This is a genomic window from Pseudomonas alkylphenolica (assembly GCF_004025535.1).
In the GTDB taxonomy this organism is placed as follows: domain Bacteria; phylum Pseudomonadota; class Gammaproteobacteria; order Pseudomonadales; family Pseudomonadaceae; genus Aquipseudomonas; species Aquipseudomonas alkylphenolica_A.
This window is the reverse complement of sequence record NZ_QJRG01000034.1, coordinates 141,791-167,682: the sequence shown is the minus strand read 5'-3', so window position 1 is coordinate 167,682 and position 25,892 is coordinate 141,791. Positions and strand designations below refer to the sequence as shown.

23 protein-coding genes are annotated in these 25,892 nt (G+C 61.1%); 15 read left to right on the top strand and 8 right to left on the bottom strand.

The genetic code is table 11. The features are described from left to right. The first annotated feature begins 71 nt into the window (after window positions 1–71). Entirely contained in the window at window positions 72–329 is a 258-nt protein-coding gene (locus DM813_RS04775; RefSeq protein ID WP_128322280.1) for a DUF2790 domain-containing protein, read from the top strand. A gap of 11 nt (window positions 330–340) precedes the next feature. Here the strand turns inward: DM813_RS04775 and ada are convergent, their stop codons facing one another. The 3 genes from ada to DM813_RS04760 all read right to left on the bottom strand — a co-directional run bounded on the left by ada (window position 341) and on the right by DM813_RS04760 (window position 3,433). Further along, on the bottom strand, window positions 341–1,390 hold the full coding sequence (ada, locus tag DM813_RS04770) for a bifunctional DNA-binding transcriptional regulator/O6-methylguanine-DNA methyltransferase Ada (protein ID WP_128322279.1): 1,050 nt from the start codon (window positions 1,388–1,390) through the stop codon (window positions 341–343). Between the two features lie 76 nt (window positions 1,391–1,466). Beyond that, window positions 1,467–2,090, bottom strand: coding sequence for a DNA-3-methyladenine glycosylase family protein (locus tag DM813_RS04765; protein ID WP_128322278.1), 624 nt, complete (start codon window positions 2,088–2,090; stop codon window positions 1,467–1,469). Further along, window positions 2,087–3,433, bottom strand: a complete 1,347-nt coding sequence (locus DM813_RS04760; protein WP_128322277.1) for a PLP-dependent aminotransferase family protein — start codon at window positions 3,431–3,433, stop codon at window positions 2,087–2,089. The genes DM813_RS04765 and DM813_RS04760 overlap by 4 nt, the downstream gene beginning before the upstream one ends. An 87-nt stretch (window positions 3,434–3,520) precedes the next feature. On the opposite strand from DM813_RS04760, the gene DM813_RS04755 reads away from it, so the two are divergent. Beyond that, a complete protein-coding gene (locus DM813_RS04755; protein WP_128322276.1) occupies window positions 3,521–4,477 on the top strand; it encodes a threonine dehydratase in 957 nt (318 codons plus the stop codon). 129 nt (window positions 4,478–4,606) lie between these two features. Beyond that, window positions 4,607–5,263 (top strand): LysE family translocator, encoded by a 657-nt coding sequence (locus DM813_RS04750; RefSeq protein ID WP_128322275.1) that lies wholly within the window; start codon window positions 4,607–4,609, stop codon window positions 5,261–5,263. A 220-nt stretch (window positions 5,264–5,483) separates the two neighbouring features. Here the strand turns inward: DM813_RS04750 and DM813_RS04745 are convergent, their stop codons facing one another. Beyond that, the gene (locus DM813_RS04745) at window positions 5,484–6,272 is read right to left on the bottom strand and encodes a helix-turn-helix transcriptional regulator (protein WP_128322274.1); all 789 of its coding nucleotides are present in this window, start codon (window positions 6,270–6,272) and stop codon (window positions 5,484–5,486) included. 114 nt (window positions 6,273–6,386) lie between these two features. Between DM813_RS04745 and DM813_RS04740 the strand changes: the two genes are divergently transcribed. The 5 genes from DM813_RS04740 (at window position 6,387) to DM813_RS04720 (ending at window position 9,589) form a co-directional block, all read left to right on the top strand. Next, on the top strand, window positions 6,387–6,875 hold the full coding sequence (locus tag DM813_RS04740; RefSeq protein WP_128322273.1) for a GyrI-like domain-containing protein: 489 nt from the start codon (window positions 6,387–6,389) through the stop codon (window positions 6,873–6,875). Between the two features lie 107 nt (window positions 6,876–6,982). Next, window positions 6,983–7,417 carry a YybH family protein gene (locus DM813_RS04735; protein WP_128322272.1) on the top strand — a complete coding sequence of 145 codons (435 nt, stop codon included), beginning with the start codon at window positions 6,983–6,985 and terminating at the stop codon, window positions 7,415–7,417. Between the two features lie 87 nt (window positions 7,418–7,504). Beyond that, complete coding sequence (locus tag DM813_RS04730) at window positions 7,505–7,849, top strand: YciI family protein (RefSeq protein WP_128322271.1); 345 nt, start codon at window positions 7,505–7,507, stop codon at window positions 7,847–7,849. 19 nt (window positions 7,850–7,868) lie between these two features. Next, window positions 7,869–8,354, top strand: a complete 486-nt coding sequence (locus tag DM813_RS04725; RefSeq protein ID WP_128322270.1) for an SRPBCC family protein — start codon at window positions 7,869–7,871, stop codon at window positions 8,352–8,354. Continuing rightward, window positions 8,354–9,589 carry an RNA polymerase sigma factor gene (locus tag DM813_RS04720; RefSeq protein WP_128322269.1) on the top strand — a complete coding sequence of 412 codons (1,236 nt, stop codon included), beginning with the start codon at window positions 8,354–8,356 and terminating at the stop codon, window positions 9,587–9,589. Before DM813_RS04725 ends, DM813_RS04720 begins: the two co-directional genes overlap by 1 nt. A 3-nt stretch (window positions 9,590–9,592) precedes the next feature. On the opposite strand, the gene DM813_RS04715 is transcribed toward DM813_RS04720, so the two are convergent. Continuing rightward, on the bottom strand, window positions 9,593–10,063 hold the full coding sequence (locus tag DM813_RS04715; RefSeq protein WP_128322268.1) for a MaoC family dehydratase: 471 nt from the start codon (window positions 10,061–10,063) through the stop codon (window positions 9,593–9,595). A 34-nt stretch (window positions 10,064–10,097) separates the two neighbouring features. Continuing rightward, complete coding sequence (locus DM813_RS04710; protein WP_128322267.1) at window positions 10,098–11,042, bottom strand: alpha/beta hydrolase; 945 nt, start codon at window positions 11,040–11,042, stop codon at window positions 10,098–10,100. Between the two features lie 209 nt (window positions 11,043–11,251). On the opposite strand from DM813_RS04710, the gene fadD2 reads away from it, so the two are divergent. Both fadD2 and fadD1 read left to right on the top strand, forming a co-directional pair. After that, a complete protein-coding gene (gene fadD2 / locus DM813_RS04705) occupies window positions 11,252–12,940 on the top strand; it encodes a long-chain-fatty-acid--CoA ligase FadD2 (RefSeq protein ID WP_128322266.1) in 1,689 nt (562 codons plus the stop codon). 300 nt (window positions 12,941–13,240) lie between these two features. Next, window positions 13,241–14,938 carry a long-chain-fatty-acid--CoA ligase FadD1 gene (gene fadD1 / locus DM813_RS04700; RefSeq protein ID WP_128322265.1) on the top strand — a complete coding sequence of 566 codons (1,698 nt, stop codon included), beginning with the start codon at window positions 13,241–13,243 and terminating at the stop codon, window positions 14,936–14,938. A 64-nt stretch (window positions 14,939–15,002) separates the two neighbouring features. Here the strand turns inward: fadD1 and DM813_RS04695 are convergent, their stop codons facing one another. Together DM813_RS04695 and DM813_RS04690 are read right to left on the bottom strand one after the other, a co-directional pair. Continuing rightward, complete coding sequence (locus DM813_RS04695) at window positions 15,003–16,310, bottom strand: NAD(P)/FAD-dependent oxidoreductase (protein WP_128322264.1); 1,308 nt, start codon at window positions 16,308–16,310, stop codon at window positions 15,003–15,005. Between the two features lie 30 nt (window positions 16,311–16,340). Then, entirely contained in the window at window positions 16,341–17,705 is a 1,365-nt protein-coding gene (locus DM813_RS04690; protein WP_128322263.1) for a glutamine synthetase family protein, read from the bottom strand. 445 nt (window positions 17,706–18,150) lie between these two features. Here DM813_RS04690 and hrpA point away from each other — a divergent pair, with 445 nt between their 5' ends. The 5 genes from hrpA (at window position 18,151) to DM813_RS04665 (ending at window position 25,814) form a co-directional block, all read left to right on the top strand. After that, entirely contained in the window at window positions 18,151–22,056 is a 3,906-nt protein-coding gene (gene hrpA, locus DM813_RS04685) for an ATP-dependent RNA helicase HrpA (protein WP_128322262.1), read from the top strand. Window positions 22,057–22,258: 202 nt separating this feature from the next. After that, window positions 22,259–23,380, top strand: coding sequence for a beta-ketoacyl-ACP synthase III (locus DM813_RS04680; RefSeq protein ID WP_128322261.1), 1,122 nt, complete (start codon window positions 22,259–22,261; stop codon window positions 23,378–23,380). 77 nt (window positions 23,381–23,457) lie between these two features. Further along, the gene (locus tag DM813_RS04675; protein ID WP_128322260.1) at window positions 23,458–24,069 is read left to right on the top strand and encodes an RNA polymerase sigma factor; all 612 of its coding nucleotides are present in this window, start codon (window positions 23,458–23,460) and stop codon (window positions 24,067–24,069) included. Next, window positions 24,063–24,302 carry a zf-HC2 domain-containing protein gene (locus tag DM813_RS04670; protein ID WP_128322259.1) on the top strand — a complete coding sequence of 80 codons (240 nt, stop codon included), beginning with the start codon at window positions 24,063–24,065 and terminating at the stop codon, window positions 24,300–24,302. Before DM813_RS04675 ends, DM813_RS04670 begins: the two co-directional genes overlap by 7 nt. A gap of 198 nt (window positions 24,303–24,500) precedes the next feature. Next, complete coding sequence (locus DM813_RS04665; RefSeq protein ID WP_128322258.1) at window positions 24,501–25,814, top strand: OprO/OprP family phosphate-selective porin; 1,314 nt, start codon at window positions 24,501–24,503, stop codon at window positions 25,812–25,814. The last annotated feature ends 78 nt before the right edge of the window (window positions 25,815–25,892 follow it).

Sequence of the window (25,892 nt, the reverse complement as noted above, 5' to 3'; positions counted from 1 at the left end):
CAACTTCTCCGCGCCTCGTTCGGCCCAATGAAGTCAATCGATCAGTTTGATTGCTTTGCAGGCTTATTATCATGAAAAGTTTACTTGTACTTGCCCTTGTTGGTGTGTCTACGTTTGCCTTGGCCGATGAAGTTACAACCGCCAGCGCACAACCGGCTGTTGAGCAATACGATTACTCCACCAATCTGGATATCGCCAAAGTTATCAGTTTGTCGACGCTTCCAAACGTGTGTGAAGTGGTGCCGGCCACCATGGTCTACGAAGATCATCAAGGGCAACGTCACACCCTTGAGTACCGTGCCATGGGTAACGGTTGCACCAACGGTTGATCGCACCTGAGTTACTGCTGTTCGCGCTCCAGTAGTTGTCGTTTGCGCTCGACGCCCCAACGGTAGCCCGAGAGGTTACCGTCGCTGCGCACCACCCGGTGACAGGGAATGGCAACCGCCAGGGCGTTGGCCGCACAGGCCTGGGCGACGGCGCGCACCGCACGGGGAGCACCGATGCGCTGGGCGATTTCGCTGTAGCTGGCGGTAGTGCCCGCCGGAATGGTGCGCAACGCTTGCCAGACCCGCTCCTGAAAGGCCGTGCCACGCAGGTCCAGGGGCAAATCCAGGCCGGTTCCCGGCACCTCTATCAGGCCCACCACTCTGGCCACCAGGGTTTCGAATTGAGCATCGCCCCCGAGCAATTCGGCTTTGGGGAATTTGTCCTGCAAGTCGTGCAGCAGGGCTTGCGGGTCGTCACCAAGCAAAATCGCGCAGATCCCGCGATCACTTTGCGCCACCAGAATGGCACCCAATGAACACTGGCCGATGGCAAAGCGGATGGCCGTATTGGCGCCGCCGTCGCGGTAGTTCCCGGGTGTCATGCCCAGTCGTGCATTGCTCGACTCGTAAAAGCGGCTGTTGGAATTGAAGCCGGCCTCATACAACGCATCGGTAATGCTCGGTGCGTGCTGCAACTGGTTGCGCACTTTGCTGGCCCGGTGGGCCGAGGCGTAGGCTTTGGGGGTTACGCCGGTGATGGCTTTGAACACCCGGTGGAAGTGGAACGGGCTCATGTTCAACTGTTCGGCCAGTTGATTGAGGCTGGGCGCCGATTCAGCGTTTTCGATCAGTTGGCATGCGCGCGTCACCTGCGCGCGATGCTGTTCGGCCATCAGCGTCTGGTCGGCGCCGCGGCGCTTGCTCGGGCGATAGCCTGCCGCTTCAGCTTGGGCAGGGGTGTCGAAAAACTCGATGTTCTCAATCCGTGGCAGGCGTGAGGTACTGCTTGGGCGGCAGTAAATCCCGGTTGTGCGTACGGCGTAGACAAAGGCCTGGTCTGCAGCAGGATCGCGTGCCAGTACGGCTTGCCAGCGCGGGTCGTTCTCGTTGATGCGGCTCATGCCGGGAATCTCCGGAAAAGTGTCGAGAGGCTCAGGTTAAGACGATCAACGCTGCAAAAAACTCCGGCTCTTGCGTTCAAATTCGACCCGCCGGTACGCGCCAGAGGTACCAGGCGGCTATGGTCCGGTAGGGTTGCCAGGCTTGTCCGCATTCATTCATTTGCCGGCGCGTCAGTGGCGCCTCCAGCCCTTGCAGCCGACGGTACCCCTCGCGTACGCCGAAGTCATCGGCGGGCAGGATGTCCATGCGTTCCAGGGTATAGATCAGTAGCATTTCCACGGTCCAGCGCCCCACACCGCGCAAACTGACCAGTCGCTCGATCAACTGTTCATCGTCCAGGGTCATGGCCAGCTCGTGGTCCGGTACCAACCCCTCCACGCGGGCCTGGGCAATGCCTTGAATGGTTGTCAGCTTGCTCGCCGAAAAGCCGCAGGCCCGCAGTTGCTCGGGCGTTGTCGCAAGCACCTGTTCGGGGCTCGGAAAGGTACAGCCCGGATACAGTGCGAGAAACCGGCCAAGAATGGCATCACCGGCTTTTACGTGCAGTTGCTGGTAAGCAATCGCCCGCACCAGGGCCTGATACGGATCACGCTCGGGGCGGGGTTGGTGCTGGCAGGGGCCGATGGCCTGGATATGTGCAGCCCATCGTGGATCAAGGGCGGCGAGAAAGGCTTCGGCCTCGCGGTAAAACCTGTTCATGACACCTCCATGGCCTGGGCAACCCGCTCCAAGGCCTGCTTCAATTGCGCGCGACTGCTGGCCGCCGAGAGGCTGATGCGTACGGCAGCCAGATCGCTTTGTTTTACCGCAAAGACTTCGGCGGGCACGACCTCGACCGCATTGGCGCGACAGCGCTGCACCAGGGTTTGTGCAGGGCCGGGGCAACTGACCCAGATATGCGGTGACGGATGCGGGCTGTACACCTGTTGATCATCAAACACCTTGCGTGCCAGGCGCCAGCGCTGTTCAACCTCCTGGCGTTGCCAGGCCAGGCGTCGTGCGGCGGTGCCGTCGGCAATCCAGCGGCAGGCGATCTGCAGGTTGAGCGGCGACACCTGCCAATGTGTGGCCTGGGCGTGGGGGTCGACCTTGGCCAGCAACGCCGGATCGGCAACGATCCAGCCCAGGCGCAGACCGGCGCCTACGGTTTTCGACAAGCTGCTGACCAGGATCCCCTGTTGGCCCAGCAAGGGCCACAAGGGCGGCTGGTCGGTCAATGCGCCGTACACGTCGTCTTCAATCAGCACCAGACCATGACGGTGTACCACCTCGGCTACGGCCTGCTGGCGCTCCCGGCTCATACAGGCACCCGTGGGATTCTGCAGGGTAGGCGTGAGCACCACCACGCGTGCGCCAGTGGCACGCGCCACCCGGTCGAGGTCGTCTGGCAGTATACCCTGACGGTCCTGGGCGATGCCGTGCAACGGCAGGCGCAGCTGCCGGCACGCGGCCTTGACGCCTGGTGCAGTCAGCGCCTCGACCAGCACCGGTTCGCCCGCCTGGCACAGTGATAACAACAGAACGAAGAGGCCCTGCTGGGCGCCACCGCACAGCATCAGCTGGCTGGCGCCCAGGTGCAGGCCGCGGTGGCTGAACCAGGCCGCGCCGTGAGCCCGGGCGCGCAGCAGCGCATCGGCATTGAGGTAGTGTTCGAGGCTGCGTACCTGGTCTTCCTGCATCAGGGCCCGCAGGCTGTTTTCGACGTCGTGGTTGTCGGGATCGATCACCGGCACATTGGTCGACAGGTCGATCAGGCTGGGCTGCAGACTTTTCTGCTTCAGGTGGAACAGCGTGGCCTCTTTGCTCCCGGCCAGCACATAAGTGCCGCGCCCCACTTCACCGCTGACCAGGTGACGCGCGGCGGCTTCCCGATAGGCTTGTTGTGTGGTGCTGGGGTTGAGCCCGAGGGCCCAGGCCAGGCGTCGCTGCGGCGGTAGGCGCTCGCCGACCTGCAGCTCGCCGCATTCGATGGCGGCAGCAATGGCGTCGACCAGCGCCAGGTAGCGCGGTTGTTCGCTGGTGGGGAGGGTAGGGGTCCACATTTATTGTCGGCCATGCAATATAAAGTTTCTCCCATACAATGCCCCGGCGCTAGGATCAGGTCAAACCCACTGCTGCCGAGGTGTTGCATGTTTACCCTGACCGAATTACGTGAAGCGGCGCACCTGGTGCATGCCAGCGTGCCAGCCACCGCCCAGTATGCCTGGCCGCGACTGGCCGAGCGGCTGGGGTGCGAGGTCTGGGTCAAGCATGAGAATCACGCGCCGACCGGGGCTTTCAAAGTGCGTGGCGGTTTGCTCTACGTGCAATGGCTGCTGGCGCAGAAGCCACAGGTGCGGGGGCTGGTCACGGCCACTCGCGGCAATCATGGGCAGAGCATGGCCCTGGCGGCGCGCAACGCCGGGCTGCCGATCATCATCGTGGTACCGCTGGGCAATTCCCGGGAGAAAAACGCAGCGATGCGCGCGCTGGGTGCGCAACTGATCGAATTCGGCGCTGACTTCGACCAGGCCCGCGAGGAGGCGGCACGCCAGGCCGAGCTGCATGGCTACGACAGTGTGCCGTCCTTTCATGCGCAATTGGTGCGCGGTGTCGCGACCTACGCCCTGGAACTGTTTGACGCGGTCGAGGAACTGGATTGCGTCTACGTACCCATCGGCATGGGCTCGGGTATCTGCGGCCTGATTCAGGCCCGTAACCTGCTGGGGCTGCGGACCGAGATCGTTGGCGTGGTGTCCAGCGCCGCGGATGCCTTTGCCTTGAGTATCGAGCAAGGCCGCATTGTGACCACCGAGACGGCCGACACCTTTGCCGATGGCATGGCCTGTCGCATGCCCGTCCCGCAGGCGTTCGACATCATTCACCAGCATGCGGCACGGATCGTTCGGGTTACCGATGCCGAAATCGCTCAGGCCATGCGCATCTATCACGAAGACACCCACAACACCGCCGAAGGCGCTGGCGCGGCCGGGCTGGCAGCACTGCTGCAGGAGCGTGAGCGGCAGCAAGGGCGCAAAGTGGCGGTGATTCTCAGTGGAGCGAACATCGACCGCGAGCGGTATGCGCAGGTATTGGGGGAGGGGTGACAGGTCATTAGCGCGTGGCGCGCCCTGTCCTGACAGGGCGCGCCACGCACAGGGCAATTTCTTCCAATACAGCCAGGGCAATTCCCGCTTTAATAGCGCCTGCCTTCAATGCTGTCGATGGAATGCCCGATGCCGTTCTCCAATGGATTTCTCCTGAGTCTTTCCCTGTGCCTGGATATCGGCATTGCCAATATCGCCATGATCACCCTGGCCATGCAGCGGGGTTTCTTGCAGGGCATGTGGTTGGGACTGGGCACCTGTGTTGGTGATCTTGTCTATGCGGTAGCGGCTCTGGCCGGGATGACCGTGCTGCTACAGTTTGAAACCGTGCGCTGGGTGTTGTGGCTGGGCGGTTCGCTGTTGCTGGTGTGGTTTGCGCTGAAGATGTTGTTGGCAGCCTGGCGCGGTGAAGGGCAGGTGCAGGCGGCAACGGTTGTCGTCGAGTCGGCCTGGCGCGAGTTTGTCCGCGGCATCTTCCTGGCCATGTCGTCACCCAGCGCCATCCTCTGGTTTGCAGCCGTAGGCGGCGTGCTGATCTCCCGATCCGGCGGTGGTGGCTTGATGGAGGCCGGGTTGTTCCTCTCGGGCTTTTTTGCCGCCGGGCTGTTTTGGTGCTTGTCGCTGTGTTTTATTGCCAGCCATGGCGGGCGACTGTTGGGCAACCGTTTGTTGACCTGGTCCTACCTGCTTTCGGCAGCGATCTTTTGCTACTTCGCGGTCTACGTGATTGTCTCCGGCTACCGTGAATTCATCCTGGCCATACCGGCGCCCGCAGCGGGTCTATAATCAATCGGGGCGCCCGCGCGCAGGTGCCGTCGGCTGGAGGATCATTCGAAATGAAAGGTCTTGAAGCGAAGAAAATGACCAAGAAAAAGCCTCTGAAAACCGCTGATGAAAAACGTGCCGCCAAACGCGCCAAACGTTCGGCTGCCAGCGGTTTCCTGCCATGACATTCATTGTCGTGACATTGAACAAGAGCCCCGTCAGGGGCTCTTTCTTTTAGCGACTAGCGCCGCCGCGAAGCGGTCGAGTACGCCTGAGGCGTAACGCCCATCACCCGGCCAAAGGCATTGATGAAATGGCTCTGGTCATAAAAACCCAGGCTCAGTGCCACGTCATTGGCGTGCAAGCCGGCGCGCAGCCGCCTGCGTGCCTCGATCAGGCGCAATTGCATGTGGTACTGCAAAGGCCCCACGCCGATGGCCTTTTTGAAACAGCGCACGAAGTGGAATTTGCTCAACTGTGCTGCCTGCGCCAATTGATCGAGTGTCAGGCGCTCGTGCAGATGCGAACGCATCAAACTCACACTGCGCTCGATTGCCGGTGCCTGTTCGCCGCTGCGCACCTGGGTCTGTTCGAACAATTCGGTCAGCACCAGCAGCAGGGCAGGCTCCTGCTCGACCGCTGTTGGCGCCGCGGCAAAGTCGAGGATTGACCGGTACAGTGCGGGGCGTTGCAACACGCCCTGTTCGAAGGTCGGGCAACCGTGCCCACGGCCCAGGTTGTTGTCCCGCATCAACTGCTGCAAGGCGTCTATATCCAGATGCAGACTGATGTATTCGACGCCGCCTGGGCCGAATGTAGAGCCCTGGATGGCCAGCGGGTTGTACAAGGTCACCGCGCCGGCCGGTACCTCAATCGTTTGGCCATCGAGCCAGATGTGCTCGCAGCCGGACAGGTTGGCCCCCAGCACCAGTTCGTCATGGGTGTGCCTGGGGAAGCTGGCCGCACAGGCGCGTACCCAGGACGACTCGACCAGTCCGCAGGCGTGCAGGGGTTCCGCGATCAGGGGCATGGAGTCGTTTACCAGGCAATAATTGCCACTACGCTAGCGGACTCGTCTACTACCCTGCAATGTCATTGTGCTCGGCGTAATAAGCCCACCATTCCCTTCAAAGAGGCAAAGGACATGTCTACCGCGAAACCTGTTGTCGTTCAGCCTGTGCGCTTCGAGCAGGCACAGGCACTCATCATCGCCGGCCTGGGTGCGCGCTTCAATCAGTCCAGCATCGCGGGGATTCCTGCGCTCTGGCAACGCTTCGGGCCGTATATCGGCACGCTGCCGGGGCAAGTGGGGGATTTCACCTATGGCGTGTGTTACCAGGGGGACGGCAAGGGCAACTTTGACTACCTCGCCGGGGTCCAGGTGAACAGCGTCGAGATTCTGCCGGCCGGGTTCAGCCACGTCGAACTCAAGCCCCAGCGCTACGCGGTGTTCGAGCACCATGGCAGTCTCGACAGCCTTAAAGACACCTTTCAGGCAATCTGGCGCGAGTGGCTGCCCGGCTCCGGTGAGCGTGCAGCGCAGGCGCCTGAGTTCGAGCGCTATGGCAAGGGCTTCGATCCCTTTCACAAGCGCTGCGTGATGGAAATCTGGTTACCCCTGGAGTGGCGCTGAATAATTTCTCCACGTCCTGTCGATTCCCCGCGCCGCCATTCGACCATGTGTGAACGCACCGAATTGTTCGGTGCACTGACCGTTGTCGAACCCGAGGGGACAAGACCATGACCAGTACCGCCGAAAACGAAATCCGCCAATTGATCGAGCGCTGGATTCCCGCTGTGCGTGCTCGCGATGTGGACACCATCACGGCGATCTATGCCGATGACATTCTTGCCTTCGATGCCGTTCAGGCCCTGCAGTTCAAGGGCAAAGCCGCCTACCGTGCCCATTGGCAGGTCTGCATGGAGCATTGCCCCGGTGAAATGGTGTTCGAAGTGGAGCAACTGCAGATCCATGCCACGCCAGAGCTGGCGCTCGCCCACTGGCTCAATCGTTGTGGTCCGGCCGAAGGGGAAGGGGCGGAGGATAAAACCTGTTACATGCGCGCGAGCGTCGGTTATCGGCGCATCGACGGGCAATGGAAGGTCATTCATGAGCACTGGTCGGCGCCGTTCGACATGGAATCGGGTGCCGCCCTGTTTTCGCTCAGGCCTTGAGCTGAAAGCGCCCGGGTTTATTCCGAATTGCGCTTTCGCTGGTCGCGCAATCTGCAGTCATAGTGAGCATCTGCGCTGGAGATGAACATGAAATACCTATGCCTGGTCTATTGTGAGGAAGGGCTGTTGCACAGCCAGCCCGACAGCCCCGCCGATGCCGAGTGCATGGCGTACTTCGAGTCGATTGCGGGCAGCGGGCGTATGCTCGCCGCCGAGGCACTCAAGCCGGTGCAGACGGCAACCACCGTGCGTGTGCGCGGGGGGCACATGAGCCTCACCGACGGGCCATTCGCCGAGACCAAAGAGCAACTGGCCGGCTTCTACCTGGTCGATGCCCGTGACCTCAATGAAGCGCTGAACATAGCCAAGGGCATACCTGCCGCCAGGGTCGGCAGTGTTGAAGTGCGGCCGATCCGCGAGCTACAGACCTGAAACGAAGGAGAACAACAATATGAGCCTTCATCCCCCGGCAGTTGCACCCTTTGAGCTGTCGCTTACCCGCCTGATCGACGCGCCACGGACCAAGGTGTTCCGGGCCTGGACCGAACCTGAGTTGCTCGCGCAGTGGTGGGGGCCGAACGGCATGACCACGCCCTTGTGTGAAATGCAGTTGTGGGTAGGTGGGTTGTTTCGTACGGTGATGCAGGCGCCCGACGGCGCCGAGTACCCGAACCAAGGGGTGTTTCTGGAGATCGTCGTACCGGAGCGGATTGTCTTCACTGATGCCTTTGGTCCAGGCTGGGTGCCGTCGAACAAAGCATTCATGACCGCAGTGGTGACGTTCGAGGATGTTCAAGGCAAGACGCAGTACACCGCTCGCGCCTGGCACTGGAGTGCAGCCGATTGTCTGGCGCATGAAGAAATGGGCTTTCACCGTGGCTGGGGTGAAAGCCTGGATCGTCTGGTGGCGTTGGTGACCACCCAGATGCCGGGCTGATGGTCACGCCACAGCAGGTGCGTGCTGCAGTCGAGTCGGTTTATCAAGCCGAGTCGCGACGGATACTGGCGACGCTGATTCGCTTGCTGGGCGATTTCGACCTGGCCGAAGAAGCCATGCATGAAGCATTTTTCGTTGCCGTTGAACGCTGGCAACGAGATGGCATTCCAGCCAATCCGCGGGCGTGGCTAGTGTCTACCGGACGCTTTAAGGCCATTGACGGGCTGCGTCGTCGTGCCCGCTTCGACCGTTCGCAGGCGCAATTGATCCTGGCGCTGGAAGCCCGGCAGGAGGATGACGTGAACGATGAGGAGCTGGAAGACGATCGCCTGCGCCTGATCTTCACCTGTTGTCACCCGGCGTTGGCGGCCGATGCCCAGGTGCCGCTGACCCTGCGGGAGGTGTGCGACCTGACCACCGAGGAAATCGCCCGGGCTTTCCTGCAGAACCCGGCAACCATTGCCCAGCGGATCGTGCGGGCCAAGGCCAAGATCCGCGATGCACAGATTCCTTATCAGGTACCGTCGCTGGCGGAACTACCCGAGCGCCTGGACAGTGTCCTGCGCGTTATCTATCTGGTGTTCAACGAGGGGTATTCGGCGTCATCGGGCGACCAGCTGATGCGCAATGACCTCAGTGATGAGGCGATCCGCCTGGGGCGATTGTTGCAGCAGTTATTGCCTGATCCGGAAGTACTCGGTCTGCTGGCACTGATGCTGCTGCAGGCGTCACGACAGGCCGCGCGCAGCGATGAGCATGGCGATCTGATCCTGCTGGACGAACAGGACCGCAGTTTGTGGAATCGCGCGTTGATTGCCGAGGGTAGCCAGTTGGTGCAGCAGGCGCTGCGCACCCAACAATTCGGTGTGTACAGCGTGCAGGCGGCAATCGCCGCGGTACATGCAGAAGCGGCCAGTGCCGAACAGACCGACTGGGAAGAAATCGTCGGCTTGTACGATGTGTTGCTGCGCGGCTGGCCATCGCCGGTAGTGGAGCTCAATCGCGCCGCAGCCCTGGCCCGTCGTGACGGACCGCAGGCAGGCCTGCTGGCGGTGGAGGCGATACTGGCACGCGGGCAGCTACAGGATTACCACCTGGCCCATAGCGCCCGCGCCGAACTGTGTCGGCAACTGGGGCGCCTGGATCAGGCCCGCGATGCCTACCAGACCGCGCTGGGCCTGACCGCGCAAGGTGCCGAGCGGCGCTTTATCGAGCGCCGCCTGAGCGAGTTGTGAACCTTAGCCGATTGTGATCGGTGGCGGGCTGACCAGGTCGACAGTCTGCTGTTTACGTGGCGCGAGGATTTCAGCTACGCCGTCGACGACCAGTTCGTCATTCTGGTTGAACACACGGGTGGCGATGCGCACCTTGAATTTTGGCAGCTTCTCGAGGATTTCCAGGCGCACGGTCAGGGTGTCGCCGAACTTCACCGGTTTCTGGAAGCTCATGGTCTGCCCCAGGTAGATGGTGCCCGGGCCAGGCAGCTCGCAGGCCACGGCGGCGCTGATCAGCGCACCGCTGAACATGCCATGGGCGATACGCTCCTTGAACATGCTCTTGGCGGCAAACTCGGCATCCAGGTGCACCGGGTTGTGGTCACCGGACATTGCTGCGAACAGCTGGATGTCACGTTCTTCGACGGTCTTGCTGAAACTGGCGGTCTGGCCGACTTCAAGGGCTTCGTAAGGCGTGTTGGTGACCTGGGTCATTGGTTCAATCCTGCAAGGGGCACGGGGTCGGCCGTCATTCGCTGCGGGCAGGGCGGCAAAGGGCCAACGTCTGCTCCAGCCAGTCGATGATCGCGGCCGTGACCTCGTCACGGTTGGTTTCATTAAGCAGTTCATGTCGCGCTTTCGGGTACAGCTGCAACTGCACGTGCTGGTTGCCAGCCAGGCGCAAAGCTCCGGCCAGATCCTTGAGACGCTTGCCGGTACTGACCGGATCACATTCACCGCCCATCACCAGGATCGGCAGGTTCGGATCGATCTGCTTGAGGTTGGCTGGCAGGCTGATTTGCTCAAGGCCCATCAACAGATCGATCCACAACCGGTTGGTGCAGCGAAAGCCGCACAACGGGTCGGCGACATAGCGATCGACCTCGGCGGCGTCACGACTGAGCCAGTCGAAGGCCGTGCGCGTGGGTTTAAATGCCTTGTTGAACGAGCCGAACGACAGCCACTCGATCAGCGCACTGTGGCCTAGCGGGCCCTGACGCCAGGCTTCGAGTCGGGCAATCACGCAGGCGGCGCGGTACAGCGCCGGTGGCTGGAAGTTCGAGCCGCTCAAGATCGCGCCCTGCAGGCTGGCGCCGTGATGCATCAGGTACGCCTGGGCGATGTAACTGCCCATGCTGTGACCAAAGAGAAACACCGGGGTGCCGGGAAACTGCTGGCCGATGTGCTGGTTGAGCAGGCCCAGGTCGTTGACTACAGCACTCCAGCCATTGTGCCGCGCGAACAGCCCCAGGGTACCCAGTTCAGCTGTTCGCCCATGGCCACGCTGGTCATGGGCGAACAGGGCGTACCCGGCCGCGCTCAAGGCCTCGCCAAGGCGCTGATAGCGGCCGGCATGCTCGGCCATGCCGTGGGCCAGGAGCACCACCGCCTTGATTGGCGTGCTGGGCAGCCATTGATAGACATACAGGCTGCAGTGATCGCTGGCGGCAAGCCAGAACGCGTCGTGTTGCATGGCAGGTCCTTGTGCGCACGGTTGATGAGTCAGCTCAGTGTATAACTCAAGCGTGTAATTGAAGGGCAGCGATAAACAAGATTCACAATGCTGATGACAGCGCTTGGCGTATTTGCCACCTGCGACATACCTGCTAACGTCGGCACAGCACCCTTTTTCGCCACATCGGCAAGAAGGCAGGAACGGCTCAGGTATGAGGACAAGAATAAATGCAAGCTGATTTCTGGAATGACAAACGCCCCGCAGGTGTTCCTTCGCACATTGACATGAATGCTTACAAGTCAGTGGTCGAAGTGTTCGAACGCTCCTGCAAAAAGTTCGCTGACCGACCGGCCTTCAGCAACCTGGGCGTGACTCTGACCTACGCCGAACTGGACCGCCATTCGGCAGCCTTTGCCGCCTACCTGCAGCAACACACCGATCTGGTGCCGGGCGACCGCATCGCGGTGCAGATGCCCAACGTGTTGCAGTATCCGATAGCCGTGTTTGGTGCGTTGCGCGCCGGCCTGATCGTGGTCAACACCAATCCGTTGTACACCGCCCGTGAAATGCGCCATCAGTTCAAGGATTCCGGCGCCCGGGCGCTGGTCTACCTGAACATGTTTGGCAAGCTGGTGCAGGAAGTACTGCCCGATACCGACATCGAGTTTCTTATCGAGGCAAAGATGGGCGACATGTTGCCGGCAGCCAAGGGCTGGCTGGTCAACATCATCGTCGCCAAGGTCAAGAAAATGGTGCCTGACTATCACTTGCCTCAGGCAGTGCCGTTCAAGAGCGCGCTGGGCCAGGGTCGTGGCCAGGTGCCGAAGCCGGTTGCGCTGAGCCTGGACACCATCGCTGTGTTGCAATACACCGGTGGCACCACGGGCTTGGCCAAGGGCGCGATGCTGACCCACGGCAACCTGGTTGCCAACATGCTCCAGGTGCTGGCCTGTTTCTCCCAGCACGGTCCCGATGGTCAGCGGCTGATCAAGGAAGGCCAGGAGGTGATGATTGCGCCGCTGCCGCTCTACCATATCTATGCATTCACCGCGAATTGCATGTGCATGATGGTGACCGGTAACCACAACGTGCTGATCACCAACCCGCGGGATATTCCGGGTTTCATCAAAGAGCTGAAGAAGTGGAAGTTTTCCGCGTTGCTGGGGCTCAACACCTTGTTCGTGGCACTGATGAACCACCCGGAATTCAAGCAGCTCGATTTCTCTGCCCTGAAAGTCACCAACTCTGGCGGTACTGCATTGGTCACGGCCACGGCAGAGCGTTGGGAAAGCCTGACCGGCTGCCGGATCGTCGAAGGCTATGGCCTGACCGAAACCTCGCCGGTGGCCAGTACCAACCCCTACGGCCAGCTGGCGCGCCTGGGCACTGTCGGCATCCCGGTGCCGGGTACGGCGTTCAAGGTGATCGATGATGACGGCAACGAACTGCCGATGGGCGAGCGCGGCGAGTTGTGCATCAAGGGCCCGCAGGTGATGAAAGGTTATTGGCAGCACCCGCAGGCAACGGCCGAGTCGCTGGACAGTGAAGGCTGGTTCAAGACCGGGGATATCGCAGTGATCGACCCGGATGGCTTTACCCGGATTGTCGACCGCAAAAAAGACATGATCATTGTCTCGGGCTTCAACGTGTACCCGAACGAAATTGAAGAAGTGGTGATGAGCCATCCGCAAGTGGCCAACTGTGCCGTCATCGGCATCCCCGACGAGCGCTCCGGCGAAGCAGTAAAACTGTTCGTTGTGCCGCGCGAAGGAGGGGTCAGCCTTGAAGAGCTGAAGTCTTACTGCAAGGCCAACTTCACCGGCTACAAGGTGCCCAAGCACATCGTGCTGCGCGAGTCGCTGCCGATGACCGCCGTGGGCAAGATCCTGCGCCGGGAGCTCAGGGATATAGCCTGACGGCTGGCGCAAGCGACTGGCTGCAAGCTGCAAGAAACGAACGCGTGGAAGCGCGTTCAGCTGGTAGCTTGCAGCTTGAAACTGGCCGCTTTAGTCTATTTACTCTAAAAGTGACTACGGTACGATCAAGAGTCATTTTTGTGACTGTTTGGGCTGCTTTAGCTCTAGGCGACCCTAGTTAAAGCTGCTACTCTCGGCCCGCTTCTGATTTTCTGGTTTGCAATAAACCGTAATCTTATATCAATAATAATCGCATCGACTGCGGTGAAGAATTCGCTGTTGCTGAAGGAGTGGGCTTCCATGATCGAAAATTTTTGGAAGGATAAGTACCCAGCCGGGATTGCGGCACAAATCAATCCTGACGAGTACCCGAATATCCAGGCAGTATTGAAACAGTCCTGCCAACGCTTTGCTGACAAACCCGCCTTTAGCAACCTGGGCAAAACCATTACCTACGGCGAGCTGTATGAGCTGTCGGGGGCGTTTGCCGCCTACCTGCAGCAGCATACCGACCTGCAGCCGGGCGACCGCATCGCGGTGCAACTGCCGAATGTCCTGCAATATCCAGTTGCAGTTTTTGGGGCTTTGCGCGCGGGCCTGATCGTGGTGAACACCAACCCGTTGTATACCGCACGGGAAATGGAGCACCAGTTCAACGACGCCGGTGCCAAGGCGCTGGTGTGCCTGGCCAACATGGCGCACCTCGCCGAGAAAGTGGTGCCCAAGACCCAGATCAAGCACGTCATTGTCACCGAAGTGGCCGATATGCTGCCACCGGTCAAGCGCCTGTTGATCAACAGCGTGATCAAGTACGTGAAGAAGATGGTCCCGGACTATAACCTGCCCAACGCGCTGAAGTTCAATGATGTATTGAGCAAAGGTGCAGGCAAGCCGGTAAAAGAAGCCAGCCCCGACCGCAATGATGTTGCCGTGCTGCAGTACACCGGTGGCACCACGGGTGTCGCCAAGGGCGCCATGCTGACCCACCGCAACCTGGTGGCCAACATGCTGCAATGCCGGGCGTTGATGGGCGCCAACCTCAATGAAGGTTGCGAGATCCTGATCACCCCGCTGCCGCTTTACCATATCTATGCCTTTACCTTCCATTGCATGGCAATGATGCTGATCGGCAACCACAACATCCTGATCAGCAACCCGCGCGATTTGCCGGCGATGGTCAAGGAGCTGTCGAAGTGGAAGTTCAGCGGCTTTGTCGGTTTGAACACCCTGTTTGTGGCCCTGTGCAACAACGAAGCGTTCCGCAATCTGGATTTCTCGGCATTGAAGATTACCTTGTCAGGGGGCATGGCCCTGCAGATGAGTGTTGCCGAGCGCTGGAAAGCGGTAACCGGCTGCGCCATCTGTGAAGGTTACGGCATGACCGAAACCAGCCCGGTAGCGACCGTCAACCCGGCAGAGCAGAATCAGGTCGGCACCATCGGTATTCCTGTGCCGTCGACCCTGTGCAAGATTATCGATGACGCCGGGGCCGAGTTGCCATTGGGTGAAGTTGGTGAACTGTGTGTGAAAGGTCCGCAAGTGATGAAGGGCTACTGGCAGCGCCAGGAAGCCACCACCGAAATCCTCGACAGCGATGGCTGGTTGAAGACCGGTGACATTGCCCTGATCCAGCCTGACGGCTACATGCGCATTGTCGACCGCAAGAAAGACATGATTCTGGTTTCCGGTTTCAACGTCTACCCGAACGAGCTCGAGGATGTGCTGGTAACCCTGCCGGGCGTGCTGCAATGCGCGGCCATTGGCGTGCCGGACGAGAAGTCCGGTGAAGTGATCAAGGTGTTCATCGTGGCCAAGCCAGGTGTGACCCTGACCAAAGAGCAGGTGATGGAGCACATGCGCGCCAACGTCACCGGCTACAAGGTGCCACGCTACGTCGAGTTCCGCGATGCCCTGCCGACCACCAACGTTGGCAAGATCCTGCGTCGTGAACTGCGCGATGAAGAGCTGAAAAAGCTCGGTCTGAAAAAGATCGCCTGACCTGCAATATCGCCGGCAGCCGACTCCTACCCGGATGAGTAGGAGCCGGCTGCCGGCGATTGCGTTAGCGCAGTTTCTCAAGCATCTGGTAGTACCACATCCCCGCCGCCAGCAGCGGGTTGCCCAGTACATCGCCCATGGGCACCTTGATGTGCTTGCAGCCTGCAAACGTATCGAACTTCTGCAAGGTACCGGTCAATGCCTCGGCCATGATTTCGCCCATGATGTGGCTGGTGGCGATGCCGTGCCCGGAGTAGCCCTGGCAGTACCAGACATTGTCCGAGAGCTTGCCCAACTGCGGAATGCGGTTGACCACGATGCCCATCGCGCAACTCCACTGGAACTCGATCGGCACGCCCTTGAGCGCCGGAAAGGTTCGCTCGATGCAGGGGCGCAGCTCACCGGCGATGTCCCGCGAATCACGCCCAGAATAGTTGGCACCGCCGCCAAACAGCAGGCGGCCGTCGGCAGTCAGGCGGTAATAGTCGAGAACAAAACGGCAGTCATACACCGCCAGGTCCTGCGGGTTGATCTGCGCTGCCAGGTCGCCCAGCGGAGCGGTGGTGACGATGCCGCCCATGGCCGGGAAGATCTTGCCCTTGAGCTGGCGCTTTTCGAGCTTGTGGTACACGTCGCCGGCCAGCAGGATCTGCTTGGCTTCGACCCGGCCCTGGGCGGTGACGATGGCGGGATTATCGCCATGGACAATATCCAGCACCTCGGAATTTTCAAAGATCAATGCACCCAGGCTGTGGGCTGCGCGGGCTTCGCCCAGGCACAGGTTGAGCGGGTGCAGGTGCAGGTTGCGGCGGTTCTTCAGGGCGCCCAGGTACAGTGGGCTTTGCAGGTGTTCGGCGATGGCTTTCTGGCCGAGCATTTGCACCTGGTCGCCCATCCCGCGACGCTGTGCTTCTGCTTCGAAGGCCTGCAGCTCCTTGATGTGCGAAGGCTTCATCGCGGCATGCAGGTGGCCGCGCTTGAGGTCGCAATCAATGCCGTAGCGCTCCACGCGTTGCTCGATGATCTGGTGTCCGCGCCAGCGCAGGTGCCAGATAAAGTCATCGACGTCCTCGCCGAGTTTTTCGCGCATCTGCTTGCGCATGGCTTCGTCGCCCGAGAGGCTGCCGGTGACCTGGCCACCGTTGCGGCCACTGGCGCCCCAGCCGATGCGGTTGGTCTCGACAATGGCGACCTTGAGGCCGCGCTCGGCCAGTTCGACGGCACTGGCTACGCCAGTAAAGCCACCGCCGATGATTGCCACATCGACTTTCACCGTACCTTTGAGGGTCGGGTATTGAGTGGTGTCGTTGAGGCTGGCGGTGTAGTAGGAGGCACTGCGCTGGGCTGTGCCGGTGGTTACGGCTGCGTTCATAAAAAATCCTTGGCGCAAAAATAAAAGGGATCAGGCCTGGGTCAGGTACCAGCGCCAGTCCTGTTCGCCGACTTCGGCCATGAACTGTCGATACTCGGCACGCTTGACCGCCAGGTAGACGCCGAGGAAGGCCTCACCGAATGCTTCGCGCGCCCACTCCGAGGTTTCCAGTGCCTTGAGCGAGGTCAGCCAGTCGGTGGGCAGCAGTTCCTTGGCCTGGGCATAGCCGTTGCCTTCGACCGGGGCGCCCGGGTCGAGCTGCTGGCGAATACCGTGGTGCAGGCCGGCGAGGATGGCCGCAGCTGCCAGGTACGGGTTGGCGTCGGCGCCACAGATACGGTGTTCAATATGTCGGCTATTGGCCGGGCCTCCAGGCACGCGCAGGCTCACCGTGCGGTTGTCGACACCCCAGGTCGGTGCCAGCGGGGCATAGCTGTTGGCCTGGAAGCGCCGATAGGAGTTGGCGTTCGGGCAGAACAGCAGCAACGAATCGAGCAGGTGCTTGAGCATGCCGGCCACGGACTGGCGCAGCAGCGGCGTGCCAGCTTTGTCTTCGCTGGCATAGAGGTTGTTGCCGTCGGCATCAGCCAGGCTGACATGCATGTGCATGCCGGTGCCGGCGAGGTGATCGAAGGGCTTGGCCATGAAGCAGGCCTGCATCCCGTGCTTGTGGGCGACGCCTTTGACCAGGCGCTTGTAGCGCACCGCCTGGTCCATGGCCAGCAGGGCATCGCCATGCTCCAGGGTGATTTCAACCTGGCCCGGGGCGTATTCGGAGATGGCTGTGCGCGCCGGGATGCCCTGCGCCTTGCAGGCGGCGTAAAGGTCGGCGAGGAAGGGCTCGATCTGCTCCAGTTCGCGCAAGCCGTACACCTGGGTGCCACGCGGGCGGCCGCCGTCACTGTCCAGCGCCGGTTGCGGATGGCCATGGCTGTCGCGCTTCTGGTCAAGCAGGTAGAACTCAAGCTCGCACGCCATCACCGGGTGGTAACCCTCGGCCTTGAGCGCATCGATCACGTTGACCAGCAAGTGGCGTGGATCGGCGATGGTCGCCGGCATGCCTTCACTCGGGTGCATGCTGACCTGCACCGCAGCGGTCGGGATCTGCCGCCAGGGCAAGCGCACCAGGCTGTTTTCCAGTGGGTAGGCACGGCAGTCGATGTCGCCGACGTCCCAGACCAGGCCCGAGTTCTCCACGTCGTCGCCATTGAGGGTCAGGCCGAGGATGGTACTGGGCAATGGCCGACCGCTTTCATACACCGCCAGCAGTTCTTCGCGGTGCAACAGCTTGCCGCGCGGCACGCCGTTGGCGTCGAGAATGAACAGTTCGATCATCTCGATATCGGGATTGTTGGTCAGGAACGTTCGGGCCTGCTCAATGGGGGCAAATTGCATGCTGTACTCGCTCGCGCCATCAGGCGCACAGGACTGCGTTCACCTTGAGGTGACAGTCATCGACAATGAGGGTCGGCCAGGTGGGCCGCACGGATCAGTGCAGAGCGAGCGGTGCGTCTGGTGGGCGGGCATGGCGGCAGTGCCACAAGGCCCAGAAGGCGAGGATGATATGAACCAGCGGGTTTTCGCCAGAGCGAGCCCGTACCTTCGGGAACGAAGGGCGCAACAGCGGGCGGGGCATACGCAAGGGCGAAGTCATGGCGGGATACTCCCACGCCGGTGAAGGTTCATTAAATCAGCCTTTGTATACCTTCAGGTTGTTCGCGGCTAAACAATCAGCGGCTTAGCCTTGGCCGTGCCGAGCGGGGGCAAATCTGCGACAATCGCAGCCCTTCCTATGCCGATCATGAAAAAGCAGGCTCACCTGCACGACTAATAAGCCCCCATGACTGACCACGCTATCGATCAACTGCTGAAAAACCTCGACCACGCCATGATCGCCGAGCGCCATCGCTTGCGCCGGCAGCTGCATGAACTGCGCAAGCGCCCGGACGAGGCCAAGCTGGCACAGTGGGTCGAGAAGGTTCAGGCGTCCTGTGCCCAGGTCACTGCGCGCAAGGCCAGCGTGCCGAGCATTCGTTACGACGACAGCCTGCCGATTGCGGCCAAGCGTGACGAGATCAAGAAGGTACTGGCCGCGCACCAGGTGCTGATCATCGCGGGTGAAACCGGCTCGGGTAAAACCACTCAGTTGCCGAAGATCTGCCTGGAGCTGGGGCGCGGGCAGCATGGCCTGATCGCGCATACCCAGCCGCGTCGTATCGCTGCACGCAGCGTCGCCACCCGCGTCGCCGAAGAACTGGGGACACCGCTGGGTGCGCTGGTGGGCTACCAGGTGCGGTTCGAAGACCAGAGCGATGCCAATACCCTGGTCAAACTGATGACCGACGGTATTCTCCTGGCCGAAACCCAGCATGACCGCTTTCTTGAGCGCTACGACACCATCATTGTCGACGAAGCCCATGAACGCAGCCTGAACATCGACTTCCTGCTCGGCTACCTGAAAACCCTGCTGCCCCGTCGTCCGGACCTGAAGGTCATCATTACCTCGGCGACCATCGACCTTGAGCGATTCTCCAAGCACTTCAACGATGCGCCGATCATCGAAGTGTCCGGCCGTACCTACCCGGTGGAAACCTGGTACCGGCCGTTGACCAGCGAGCAGGACGAAGAGGGGAACCGCATCGAGGATGACCTGACCGTAGATCAGGCGATTCTGGCCACCCTCGATGAAATTGCCGCGCACGAACGTAGTCAGGGCAAGGGGCCGGGTGATGTGCTGGTGTTCCTGCCGGGCGAGCGCGAGATTCGTGACGCCGCTGAAATGCTGCGCAAGGCCCAGCTGCGCCATACCGAAATTCTGCCGCTGTATGCGCGGCTGTCGCCGGCCGAGCAACAGAAGATTTTTCAGTCCCATCCGGGGCGTCGCGTGGTGTTGGCGACCAACGTTGCGGAAACCTCTTTGACCGTGCCGGGCATTCGCTACGTGATCGACAGCGGTACCGCGCGGATCAGTCGCTACAGCTACCGCGCCAAGGTGCAGCGTCTGCCCATCGAGGCGGTGTCGCAGGCCAGTGCCAACCAGCGTAAAGGTCGCTGTGGCCGGGTCGAGCCAGGCATTTGCGTGCGCCTGTACAGCGAAGAAGACTTCAATGCGCGGCCGGCCTTTACCGACCCCGAAATCCTCCGGACCAACCTCGCGGCGGTCATCCTGCAGATGCTCCACCTGCGCCTGGGCGAGATCGATGCCTTCCCGTTCATCGAGCCGCCGGACGGCAAGGCCATCAGCGACGGTTTCAACCTGTTGCAAGAGCTCTCGGCGGTCAACCGCGAGAACCAGCTCACCCCGCTTGGTCGCCAACTGGCCCGCCTGCCAGTGGACCCACGCCTGGGGCGCATGCTGCTGGAGGGGGCCAAGCAGGGCAGCCTCAGCGAACTGCTGATCGTGGCCAGCGCCTTGTCGGTACAAGACCCGCGCGAGCGGCCGCCCGAGCGTCAGCAGGCGGCCGACCAGGCGCACGCGCAGTGGAAAGATGCCGACTCGGACTTCGCCGCGCTGGTCAATGTATGGCGCGGGTTTGAAGAGCAACGTCAGGCCCTGACCGCCAGCCCGCTGCGCAACTGGTGCCGCAAGAACTTCCTCAACTACCTGCGCCTGCGTGAATGGCGCGATGCCCATCGCCAGTTGAGCCTGATCTGCCGCGACCTGCAGTTGAGCATCAACAAAGAGCCGGCGGACTATCCGAAACTGCACAAGGCAATCCTCTCCGGCTTGCTCAGCCAGATCGGTCAGAAAACCGAAGATGGTGACTACCTGGGGGCCCGTCAGCGCCGCTTCTGGGTACATCCGTCTTCGGGGCTGGGCAAGAAGCGACCACAGTGGATCATGAGCGCCGAGCTGGTAGAAACCACCAAGCTGTACGCGCGCATGGTGGCCAAGATCGAACCGGACTGGATCGAGCCGCTGGCGACGCACCTGATCAAGAAAAATCACTTTGAACCGCACTGGGAGAAGAAGCGTGGCCAGGTGGTGGCGTTCGAACAGGTCACCCTGTACGGCATGATTGTGGTGGGGCGCCGCCCGGTGCACTTCGGGCCCATCGATCCGGTGATGTCGCGGGAGCTGTTCATTCGCGAAGCGCTGGTGGGTGGTGAGATCCAGTCCAGAGCCAAATGCCTGACTGCCAACCGGCGCCTGCTCGAACAGCTGGACGAGCTCGAAGCCAAAGCGCGACGCCGCGATATTCTTGCCGATGAAGAGACCCTTTACGGCTTCTACGAAGCGCGCTTGCCGGCAGAAATCCATCAGACCGCCACCTTCGACAGCTGGTACCGGGTCAACAGCCAGAAAGATCCTCAGCTGCTGATCATGCGTGAGGAGGATGTCCTTGCACGCGAGGCCAGCGAAGTCACTGCCGCACAGTACCCCGATACCTTGCGCCTGGGCGACCTGAGCCTGGCATTGAGCTACCACTTTGAGCCCAACCATCCGCGCGACGGCGTTACCGTGCGGGTACCTGCGCCGTTGCTGCCCAGCTTGCCGGGCGAGCGTCTGGAGTGGCTGGTGCCGGGGCTGCTGGAAGCCAAGTGCATTGCCCTGGTGCGCAACCTGCCCAAGGCGCTGCGCAAGAACTTCGTACCCGTGCCGGATTTCGTCAAGGCTGCCCTGCAACGCATGACCTTTGCCGAAGGCTCGTTGCCCCAGGCGCTGGGGCGTGAACTGTTGCGCATGACCGGCGCGCGGGTCAGCGATGAGGCCTGGGCCGAAGCTGCTGCGCAGGTGGACAGCCACCTGAAGATGAACCTGGAAGTCGTCGACGGCGAGGGCAAGTTCCTTGGCGAAGGCCGTGATCTGACCGAATTGACCGCGCGCTTTGTTGCCGCCAGCCAGGCCGCACTGGCGGTGCCGCAGACCGAAAAGAGCCAGCAGCCGGTACAGGCCAAGGCCTTCGCCCAGGTGGCGCAGACAGCCCAGCAGAAGATTGCCGGCCTGTCGATGACGGTGTATCCGGCACTGGTCGAAGACAACGGTACCGTCAAGGAAGGGCGCTTCTCGACCCAGGCCGAAGCCGAGTTCCAGCACCGCCGCGCCTTGCAGCGCCTGCTGTTGCAGCAGTTGGCCGAGCCGGCGAAGTTCCTGCGCGGCAAACTGCCGGGATTGACCGAACTGGGCCTGTTGTACCGCGAGCTGGGGCGTATCGAAGCGCTGGTGGAAGACATCCTGCTGGCCAGTCTCGACAGCTGCATCCTCGAGGGTGAAAGCACCTTGCCGCGTGATGGTGCGGGGCTGGCTTCGCTGGCTGAGCGCAAACGTGGCAGATGGGCCGAGCACGCCGAGCGTCTGGCACGACTGACCCTGGACATCCTCAAGCTCTGGCATGGCCTGCAAAAGCGCTTCAAGGGCAAGATCGACCTGGCCCAGGCCGTGGCCCTCAACGACATCAAGCTGCAACTGAGCAACCTGGTGTACCCGGGCTTCGTCCGCGAAACGCCAGGGTTGTGGCTAAAGGAGTTGCCACGCTACCTGAAGGCCGTTGAGTTGCGCCTGGAGAAGCTGGGTTCCCAGGTTCAGAAAGACCGGGTCTGGAGCAGTGAACTGGGCAATTTGTGGAGCCAGTACAAGGCCCGCGCCGACAAGCACGCCCAGGAAGGCAAGCGCGACGAGCAACTGACACTCTACCGCTGGTGGCTGGAAGAATATCGGGTGTCGCTGTTCGCACAGCAACTGGGCACCAAGGTGCCGGTTTCCGACAAGCGACTGAGCAAGCAATGGAGTCTGGTGGAAGCCTAAACCCCTGTAGTTGTGGCACACTTGGCCGATATTCGCTGCGTTCGCAGGTTTTCACCTGGCGGGCGCAGCGCCAGCATGCAGCACTGTGCAGTGAGCCTGTTCAGCAGGGGCCATTGCCAGGTCAACTTGGTACCTTGGTGCCAATAACGTGATCAGACAGGCCATTGCCGAACGGGCAGTGGCCCCGAACAGAGGAACGACCGTGCACAACGTCGTCATCAGCGGCACCGGCCTGTACACCCCGGCCAACAGCATCTCCAACGAAGAGCTGGTGGAATCCTTCAACGCTTATGTGCAGCAGTTCAACGCTGACAATGCCCAGGCCATCGAGCGCGGCGAAGTGCAGGCCCTGGCCGAGTCCAGTGCTGCATTCATCGAGAAGGCTTCGGGAATCAAGAGCCGCTTTGTCATGGACAAAGACGGCATCCTCGACCCAAAGCGCATGGCCCCGCGCCTGCCTGAGCGCAGCAACGACGAACCGTCGATCCTCTGCCAGATGGCCGTGGCGGCTGCCGAGCAGGCGCTGCAACGCGCCGGTCGTACCGCTGCCGATGTTGACGCGGTGATCGTCGCCTGTTCCAACCTGCAGCGCGCCTATCCGGCCATTTCCATCGAAGTACAACAGGCCCTGGGCATCAACGGTTTTGGCTTTGACATGAACGTGGCCTGCTCTTCGGCGACCTTCGGCATCCAGACTGCTTGCAACAGCGTGCAACTGGGCCAGGCCCGTGCGGTGCTGGTGATCAGCCCCGAGGTGTGCACCGGCCACTTGAACTTCCGTGACCGCGACAGCCACTTCATTTTTGGTGACGCCGCCACTGCCGTACTGGTCGAACGCGCTGACCTGGCGACGTCGGCCCATCAGTTCGACATTGTCAGCACCAAGCTGCTGACCCAGTTCTCCAACAATATCCGCAACAATTTCGGCTTCCTCAACCGTGCCGCCGAGGAGGGGATCGGTGCCCCCGACAAACTCTTCGTGCAGGAAGGCCGCAAGGTGTTCCGTGAAGTCTGCCCGATGGTCGCCGAGCTGATCGGCCAGCACCTGGCCGAGAACAACATCAGTGTCAGCGATGTAAAACGCTTCTGGCTGCACCAGGCCAACCTGAGCATGAACCACCTGATCGTCAAGAAGCTGCTGGGTCGCGATGCGCTTGAAGACGAAGCACCGGTGATTCTCGACAGCTACGCCAACACCAGTTCGGCAGGCTCGGTGATCGCCCTGCACAAACACCAGGATGACCTGGCTTCGGGTTCGCTGGGGGTACTCAGTTCGTTCGGTGCCGGCTATTCGATCGGTAGCGTGATCTTGCGCAAGCGTTGATCCGGCCGTGTAGCTGATCAGCCTGTAACAACGCGCATGCCTCGGCGTCCATTGCATACGTTCAGGATGAGGTGGCAATGTCGGTCGATGATGAAACACACCTGCTCGAACGCCTGTTGCGCAGCGATCAACAGGCATTCAGCGAGCTGGTAACCACGTACCAGGGCGCCATGCGCGCCGTGGCGTACGCGATCCTCGGCAGCCGTCAGGCTGACGAAGCGGTACAGGATGCCTGGTTGGCCGTGGTACGCGGCCTGCCGGGATTCCAGAGGCGTTCCAGCCTCAAGACCTGGCTGCTGACCATTACCGCCAATGCGGCAAAAAACCGCTACAAGCAGAATCGTCGCGAAGTGCTGCTCGATGACTTGCCGTCGCCGCATGGCACGGTCGGTGATGAGCGCTTTGCCGGTGACGGCCATTGGCTGTTGGCGCCATCGGCCTGGCATGAAGACTCGCCGGAGGCCTTGCTCAGCCAGGACGAACTGCGCGAGTGCCTGGAACACACCTTGCTCAGCCTGTCGCAATTGCAAAGCAGTGTGCTGGTGCTGCGTGAGCGCCAAGGCCTGGAACTGGAGGAGATCTGTAATCTTCTGGGCATTTCGCTCTCCAATGTTCGCGTGCTGTTGCACCGGGCGCGCCTGAAGGTTTTTGCCACCCTGGAACACTTTGAGGAAACAGGCCAATGCTGAGATGCAAGGAACTGGTCGCGCGGTCCAGCGATTACCTGGATGGGCAGCTCACCCTCGGGGAAAACCTGCTGGCGCGCCAGCACCTGTTGTTCTGCAAAAACTGCCGGTGCTTCATCAAGCAGATGCGCCTGACCCAGGCGACGATCAAGGCGTTACCGGAAGCCCCGGTAGACGATGTCGAGAAAATCGTCCAGCGCATGACGGCCGCCCAACGCAGCGACGACACACCCTGAAATCACCTTGGAAAGGCCCTGCAACGGGGCTTTTCTGCTTATGCGCGTTCGAAGTAAAAAGTTCCCTTGTCATAAAAGATTTATATAAAAGCCACTGATCTGAAATACCCCCCCGCCAAGATCGCTCCCCAGCACAAGTGGCCCAAGCCGCGTGTTTTTCCAACATTATCAAGACCATAAAGTAGGGGAGCTTCTTCGATGATCCGTAAGCACTTCGCAGGTTTCGCAGCCAGCGCCTTGGCAATGGCCGTTACCGCCCAGGCTTTCGCGGGTACCGTGACTACCGACGGCGCCGATATCGTAGTCAAGACCAAAGGTGGCCTCGAGGTCGCTACCACCGACAAGGAATTCAGCTTCAAGCTGGGCGGTCGTGTTCAGGCTGACTACAGCACCTTCGACGGTTTCTACACCGTCAATGGCAACAACGCCGACGCCGGTTACTTCCGCCGTGCTTACCTGGAACTGGGCGGTGTGATGTACACCGACTGGGCTTACCAGATCAACTACGACTTCTCGCACAACTCCGGCGGTGACAACCGCTCCGAAGACGGCTACTTCGACGAAGCGTCCCTGGCCTACAACGGCTTCAAGCCGGTGCAGATCAAAGTCGGTCGTTTCGACCCTGAATTCGGTCTGGAGAAAGCCACCAGCTCCAAGTGGGTTACCGCTCAAGAGCGTACCGCCGCCTACGACCTGGTCGACTGGACCAACGCCCACAACGGCGGCATGGGTATCCAGGTTTCGGGCAACGCGGGTGACTCGCTGTACGGTTCGATCGGTGCCTTTGCCAAGGACGCGACCAACCAGGACAAAGATGGAGACAGCACCAAGCAGTTCAACCTGCGCGGCGTTTTTGCCCCTATGCACGAAGCGGGCAACGTACTGCACTTTGGCGTCAACTACGCTCAGCGTGACCTTTCCGACACCGCCTTTGACGGCCGTATCCGCAGCCGTCTGGGCATGCGCGGTGTGAGCACCGATGGTGGTCAGGATGCCGGTACCAACGGTAACCGCCTGACCCTGGGTGGTGCCAACAACACCCCGGCCGGCGCATTCGACACCGACTCTGCCTGGGGTCTGGAAGCGGCCTGGGCCATGGGCCCGTTCTCGGCACAGGGTGAATACATCAAGCGCAAGACCCAGGCTGACGACGACGCCTTCTCCGACATCAAGTCTGAAGGTTACTACGGTCAACTGGCTTACACCCTCACCGGCGAAGCCCGTGGCTACAAGCTTGGCAAGTTCGATGGCATCAAGCCTTCGAACAAGCAGATCGGCGCCTGGGAAGTGTTCTATCGCTATGACCACCTGAGCACCGACGATGACAACGGCGCCTTCGCCAACATCGACGATATCGAAGGCAAAGTGCACAACGTGGGTCTGAACTGGTACGCCAACGAATCGATCAAGATCAGTGGCGTGTACGTGAAAACCAAAGTCGACAACGCACAGAACGCCAATGGCGACGACGATGGCGACGGCTTCGTGATGCGCGCCCAGTACGTGTTCTAAGCAACGCTGCTCCTTCATCCGTTAGATCTTCAGCCCCGTGTTGCGGGGCTTTTTTTTGTCCGCGCGACGGGGCAGACT